Annotated in this window: 6 protein-coding genes; 2 read left to right on the forward strand and 4 right to left on the reverse strand. The window is 72.6% G+C overall.

Translation table 11 applies throughout. The features are described from left to right. The 3 genes from AC0CYZ_RS02590 to AC0CYZ_RS02600 all read right to left on the reverse strand — a co-directional run. Positions 1–398 (reverse strand): CoA transferase (locus AC0CYZ_RS02590; RefSeq protein WP_472212060.1); only part of this gene is annotated, 398 nt, incomplete at its 3' end. Positions 399–562: 164 nt separating this feature from the next. Further along, positions 563–2722, reverse strand: coding sequence for a 3-hydroxyacyl-CoA dehydrogenase NAD-binding domain-containing protein (locus AC0CYZ_RS02595; protein WP_472212070.1), 2160 nt, complete (start codon positions 2720–2722; stop codon positions 563–565). Positions 2723–2764: 42 nt separating this feature from the next. Continuing rightward, the gene (locus tag AC0CYZ_RS02600; protein WP_472212062.1) at positions 2765–3973 is read right to left on the reverse strand and encodes an acetyl-CoA C-acetyltransferase; all 1209 of its coding nucleotides are present in this window, start codon (positions 3971–3973) and stop codon (positions 2765–2767) included. Positions 3974–4238: 265 nt separating this feature from the next. On the opposite strand from AC0CYZ_RS02600, the gene AC0CYZ_RS02605 reads away from it, so the two are divergent. After that, on the forward strand, positions 4239–4916 hold the full coding sequence (locus AC0CYZ_RS02605) for a TetR/AcrR family transcriptional regulator (protein WP_472212064.1): 678 nt from the start codon (positions 4239–4241) through the stop codon (positions 4914–4916). A 25-nt stretch (positions 4917–4941) separates the two neighbouring features. On the opposite strand, the gene AC0CYZ_RS02610 is transcribed toward AC0CYZ_RS02605, so the two are convergent. Continuing rightward, positions 4942–5835 carry a helix-turn-helix domain-containing protein gene (locus AC0CYZ_RS02610; RefSeq protein ID WP_472212066.1) on the reverse strand — a complete coding sequence of 298 codons (894 nt, stop codon included), beginning with the start codon at positions 5833–5835 and terminating at the stop codon, positions 4942–4944. Positions 5836–5926: 91 nt separating this feature from the next. Here AC0CYZ_RS02610 and AC0CYZ_RS02615 point away from each other — a divergent pair. Then, the coding region (locus tag AC0CYZ_RS02615) for a maleylpyruvate isomerase N-terminal domain-containing protein (protein WP_472212068.1) at positions 5927–6150 on the forward strand (224 nt) is incomplete at its 3' end.

A 6150-nucleotide genomic window follows, 5' to 3' on the forward strand; every position in this document is an offset into this window, starting at 1 on the left:
TAGGTGAGGTCGTGCCCGGCGCGCTGGGACTGCGGGCCCTCCTGGCCCCAGCCGGTCATCCGGCCGAAGACCAGCCGCGGGTTGCGTTCCCGGCAGACGTCCGGGCCGAAGCCCAGGCGCTCGGCGACACCGGGCCGGAAGCCCTCGAGCAGCACGTCCGCCTCCGCGACGAGGTCCAGCAGGACCTTGAGCGCCTCGGGCTGCTTCAGGTCCAGGGCGACCGAGCGGCGGCTGCGGTTGAGGACCTCCTTGGCCGGGTCACCGAGCCGCAGGCCGCCGCCGCCGGTGCGGTCGACGCGCAGCACGTCGGCGCCGAGGTCGGCGAGCACCATCGCCGCGAACGGGCCGGGGCCGATACCGGCCACCTCGACCACCTTGACGCCGTCCAGCACGCCCATGCGCCGTTCCTCCCGAAGCCGTCGTGTCCCGTCGTCGGGACCCTACGAGACAGTCAGTCCTGACCGGTAGTGGTCGGTGCCCGAAGAGACGAACGGCCGGTCCGTCACGCACGAAGGTGACGAACCGGCCGCTCGTGCTCCCCGCGGGCAGGCGGGGTGGCGACTCAGAGCGAGTCGCGCAGGTTCTGGCCCTTCTCGGCCTTGGCCACCAGCGAGGCCGGGGGCTGGAACCGGTCGCCGTAGGCCTTGGCGAGGATGCGAGCGCGCTCGACGAAGCCGGGCAGGCCGCCCGGGTAGCCGTCGACGTACTGCGCCACGCCGCCGGTCCAGGCCGGGAACCCGATGCCCATGATCGAGCCGATGTTCGCGTCGGCGATGGTGTGCAGCACGCCCTCGTCGAAGCACTTCACGGTCTCGAGGGCCTCGGCGAAGAGCATCCGCTCCTGCATGTCCTCGAACGGCAGGTCACCCGTGGCGGCGCCGAACTCGTCGGCGAGGCCCGGCCAGAGGCCGGTCCGCTTGCCCTCGGCGTCGTAGTCGTAGAACCCGGCGCCCGAGGACCGGCCGCCGCGCCCGAGCTCGACCATGCGGTCCACGATCGCGTCGGCCGGGTGCGAGGTCCACGTGCCGCCGGCCGCCTCGACACCCTTGCGGGTCTCCTCGCGGATGTGCTGCGGCAGCGTCAGGGTCAGCTCGTCCATCAGCTGCAGCGGCGGCGCGGGGTAGCCCGCCTGCGAGCCGGCCTGCTCGATCGACGACGGCGCGGCACCCTCGCCCAGCATCGCCACGGCCTCGTTGAGGAACGTGCCGATGACGCGGCTCGTGAAGAACCCGCGGGAGTCGGAGACGACGATCGGGGTCTTGCGGATCTGCAGCGCGATGTCGACGGCCTTCGCCAGCGTGGCGTCGGACGTCTTCTCGCCGGTGATGATCTCCAGCAGCGGCATCTTGTCGACCGGCGAGAAGAAGTGCAGGCCGATGAAGTCCGCGGGCCGCTCCACCCCGGTCGCGAGGTCGGTGATCGGCAGCGTCGAGGTGTTCGACCCCAGCACCGCGTCCGGCGTGAGGTACGGGTAGATCTCGGCGAAGACCTGCTTCTTCAGGTCGGGGCTCTCGAAGACGGCCTCGATGACGAGGTCGGCGCCCTGCGCGTCGGCCGGGTCGGCGGTGGGGGTGATCCGGGCGAGGACCTGGTCGGCCTTCTCCTGGGTCGACTTCCCGCGCGAGACGGCCTTGTCGAGCAGCTTCTTCGAGTAGTTCTTGCCCTTCTCGGCGTTCTCCTGCGAGACGTCCTTGAGGACGACCTCGAGGCCCGCCATCGCGCAGGTGTACGCGATGCCCGCGCCCATCATCCCGGCGCCGAGCACGACGACCTTGTGCGCGGTGTGCTTCTCGTAGCCGTCGGGTCGCGAGCCACCCTTGTTGATCTTCTGCAGGTCGAAGAAGAACGCGTTGATCATGTTCGTCGAGACCTGCCCGACGACGAGGTCGGCGAAGTAGCGCGACTCGATCTTCGCGGCGTTGTCGATGTCGACCTGCGAGCCCTCCACCGCGGCGCACATGATGTTGTACGGCGCCGGCATCGGGGCGTTCTTCAGCTGCTTGCGCAGGTTGGCGGGGAAGGCCGGCAGGTTCGCCGCGAACTTCGGCACCGACGGGGTACCGCCGGGGATCTTGTAGCCCTTGACGTCCCACGGCTGTGCGGCCTCGGGGTTGTCGCGCACCCACTGCTTCGCGCGGGAGACGAGCTCCTCGGGGGTGTCCACGACCTCGTCGACCAGCTTCGCCTCGAGCGCGGCGCGCGGGTTGCGCTGCTGGCCCTGGAGCAGCACCTGCAGCAGCGCGTCGGCGATGCCGAGCAGGCGCACGGTGCGCACCACGCCGCCGCCGCCGGGCAGCAGGCCGAGGGTGACCTCGGGGAGGCCGATCTTCGAGCCCTTGGCGTCGAGGGCGACGCGGTGGTGCGTCGCCAGGGCGATCTCGAGGCCGCCCCCGAGCGCGGCACCGTTGATCGCCGCGACCACCGGCTTGCCGAGGGTCTCGAGGTGGCGCAGCAGGGACTTGATGCCCTGGGAGTTGTCGTAGACCTTCTGGGCCTCGGACGCGCCGTAGTTGCGCAGGTCCTCGAGGTTGCCGCCGGCGAAGAAGGTCTTCTTCGCGCTCGTCAGCACGACACCGGAGATCGAGTCCTTCTCGGCCTCGAGCCGGTCGAGGGTGGCCTCGAAGTCGGTGCCGAACCGGGCGTTCATGGTGTTGGCCGAGGCATCCGGGTCGTCCATCGTCAGCGTGACGATGCCGTCGCCGTCCTGGTCCCACCGGAACATGTTCTCGCTCAACTACTTGTCCTTCCTCAGGGTTCCGGGGGTTCAGACGCGCTCGATGATGGTCGCGACGCCCATGCCGCCGCCGATGCAGAGCGTGACGATCGCGCGGCGGAGGTCGCGGCGCTCGAGCTCGTCGACCATCGTCCCCATGATCATCGCGCCGGTCGCCCCGAGCGGGTGGCCCAGCGCGATGGCGCCGCCCATGACGTTGGTGCGCTCGTGCGGGAAGCCCAGGTCGCGCATCAGCTTCATCGGCACGGCGGCGAACGCCTCGTTGATCTCCAGCAGGTCGATGTCGTCGACCGTCATGCCGGCCTTGGCCAGCACCTTGTGGCAGGCGGGCGTGGGGCCGGTCAGCATGATCGTCGGGTCGGCGCCGGAGACGGCGGTCGCGACGATGCGGGCGCGCGGGGTGAGGCCGTTGCGCTTGCCGGCCTCCTCGCTGCCGAGGAGCACGAGGGCGGCGCCGTCGACGATGCCCGAGGAGTTGCCGCCGTGGTGGACGTGGTCGATCTTCTCGATCCAGTGGTACTTCTGCAGCGCCACGGCGTCGAAGCCGCCCATCTCGCCGATCCCGGCGAACGAGGGCTTGAGGCCGGCGAGGCCCTCCAGCGTGGTCTCGCGCATGTGCTCGTCGTGGTCGAGGATCGTCAGCCCGTTGCGGTCGACCACCGGGACGATCGAGCGGTCGAAGGCGCCGTCGGCCCAGGCCTTCGCGGCGCGGGTCTGCGACTCCAGCGCGTAGGCGTCGACGTCCTCGCGCGAGAAGCCCTCGATGGTGGCGATGAGGTCGGCGCCGATGCCCTGCGGGGCGAAGCCGGTCTTGAAGTTGGTCTCCGGGTCCATGGCCCACGGCCCGCCGTCGGAGGCCATCGGCACGCGGGACATCGACTCGACGCCGCCGCCGATGATCATGTCCTCCCAGCCGGAGGCGACCCGCTGACCCGCCTGGTTCACGGCCTCGAGGCCGGAGGCGCAGAAGCGGTTGAGCTGCACGCCGCCGGTGGTGTCGGGGTAGCCCGCGGCGATGGTGGCGGTCTTGGCGATGTCGCCGCCCTGGTCGCCGATCGGGGAGACGCAGCCGAGGACGACGTCCTCGACCTGCTCCGGGTTGAGCTCGGGGTTCCGCTTGCGGAGCTCGTCGAGCAGGCCGACGACCAGCGACACCGGCTTCACCGAGTGCAGCGACCCGGTCGGCTTGCCCCGGCCACGCGGGGTGCGGATGGCGTCGTAGATGTATGCCTCGGTCACGGGTGGCAGTCCCTTCGGTACGGCTCGAGCGCGGCGGACCGCTCGGCGCTCCTGACAGTCATGATGGACTGTTTATGTCAGCTGTCAACGGGCTACCGGGGGTCCGGCCGCCGAGGTTACCGACGAGTAAGGCGAGACGGAAGGCCACGGTGCCCGCAGGGTGAGCGGGGCAGGACCGCGCGACGCGCGGGGACGGTCAGCGTTGACCGTCCGCGTCGGGTCGGCGACGATCGGGGCCGTTCCGGTACCGAGCAGGGGAGGTGGCATGACCGCAGGCCGGGCCGGCGAGCCGGCGCCCCTCCTCGACGCGTCGGCGGATGCGTCCCCCGACCGGGCCCGACGGGCGGCCGGTCCCCGCCGGTCCCGTGAGCAGCGCACGTCCGACAGCCGCCTGCGCATCCTCGACGCGGCCGTCGCCTGCCTCGTCGAGTCGGGCTATGCCGGCACGACGACGCTGACCATCCAGGCCCGCGCGGGGGTCTCGCGCGGCCGGTTGCTGCACCACTTCCCCTCGAAGGAGACGCTGCTCGTCGCCGCCGCGCAGCACCTCGCGGCCACCCGCTTCGCCTCCGACGGACTGGCCGCCGCCGAGCTGCCCACCGACCCCGAGGCGCGCATCGACCGCGTCGTCGAGGAGATGTGGACGACGTTCCAGCAGCCCTACTTCTGGGCCTCGGTCGAGCTCTGGACCGCGGCGCGCACCGACGCCGCCCTGGCCGCGGCGCTGCTGCCCGCGGAGCGACGGCTCGGTGCGGCGATCCGGCAGACCCTCGACGCGGTCTTCGAGGCCTACGCCGACCGTCCGGCGTACCCGATGGTCCGCGAGATGCTGCTGACGAGCATGCGCGGGGTCGCGCTGACCTACGGGTTCGACCCGCGCGAGGCGGCCACCGACCCGCACGTCGAGCAGTGGAAGCAGCTCACCCGCACGCTGCTGCTCTGAGCCGCCGGCGGGTGATCGTGGAGGGTCAGCGCAGCGCCCGCGCGTAGGCCTCCGGGGTGCGCCCGAGCGCGGCGCGGAACTCGCGGACGAGGTGGGCCTGGTCGGCGTACCCCAGGGCGCTCGCGACCTCGGACCACGCCACCCGCTCGCCCGCGCGCACGGCCTCGGCGGCCTCGAGCAGGCGGTAGCGGCGCAGCACCCAGGTCGGCGACACCCCGGCGTGGCGGGCGAACAGGCGCTGCAGCGCGCGGGGCGTGACGCCGGCCCGCCTCGCCAGGTCGTCGAGGCGCCGGACCTCGCGGTCGGTCTCCGCGATCCGGGCGACGGCCGCGACCTCGCGGGCCTGCGCGACCCGCACCGGGTCGGCGGCCTCGAGGAGCTCCTCGAGGGTCCGGGCGAGGACGGCGACGCGGGCCGGCTCGCGCCCGGCGTCGTCGGGCCCGTCGGTGTCGCCGCCGGCACCGGCAACCGCCGCGACCAGGGCGTCACCGTCGAGCCCGGGGGCGACGTCGACGTCGACGGCCCGTCCGACCAGGGAGGACACCGGCTCGTCGACGAACGCCCCGAAGCCACCGACGGTCGTCATCGCCGCGACCGTCCAGCCCGCTCCGGCGAGCTCGCGGTCGACGAGCTCGGTCGCGACCCCGGTCACCAGCGCCTCGGGCGCGGTCCGGCCGGTGCGGGCGTCCGGGGTGCCGACGGTGATGTTGACCGAGGGGTGGGTCAGGACCTCCTGGCGGTGCGCGGTCCCGTCGGGCAGGCGCCACCGCACGGCCCAGAAGCGGTCGACGATCCCCTCGAGCGCGGGCGTCGGGGGGTGGCGCGCGAAGGCGACCCGCTGCCGCAGCAGCCAGGGGTCGAGGATGCCCCGGCTGTCGTCCTGGATCTGGCGACGCTCGACGGGGACGGGCCCGGTCACGGCGGCCAGCCTAGGGCGGGGCCCCGTCGCGAATCTTCAATCCCCGGCGGCGCGGACGCGGGAGGCTGGCGTTATGAACGGAGCACCGACCGTGGCGGACACCCGTCACCACCTGCACACCGTCCTGACCGATCTCGCCGGCGTCGTCGACGGGATCGACGACGACCGGCGGCACGCCCCGACCCCGTGCACGCAGTTCGACGTCGCGGCGCTGCTCGAGCACGTCGTGGGGTGGCTCGACACCTTCAGCACCGGCTACGCCGACCCCGACGGGCGAGCCCCGCGCGCCGACCTCACCGACTACCGCGCCCCCGA

Source organism: Actinomycetospora sp., from assembly GCF_055612215.1.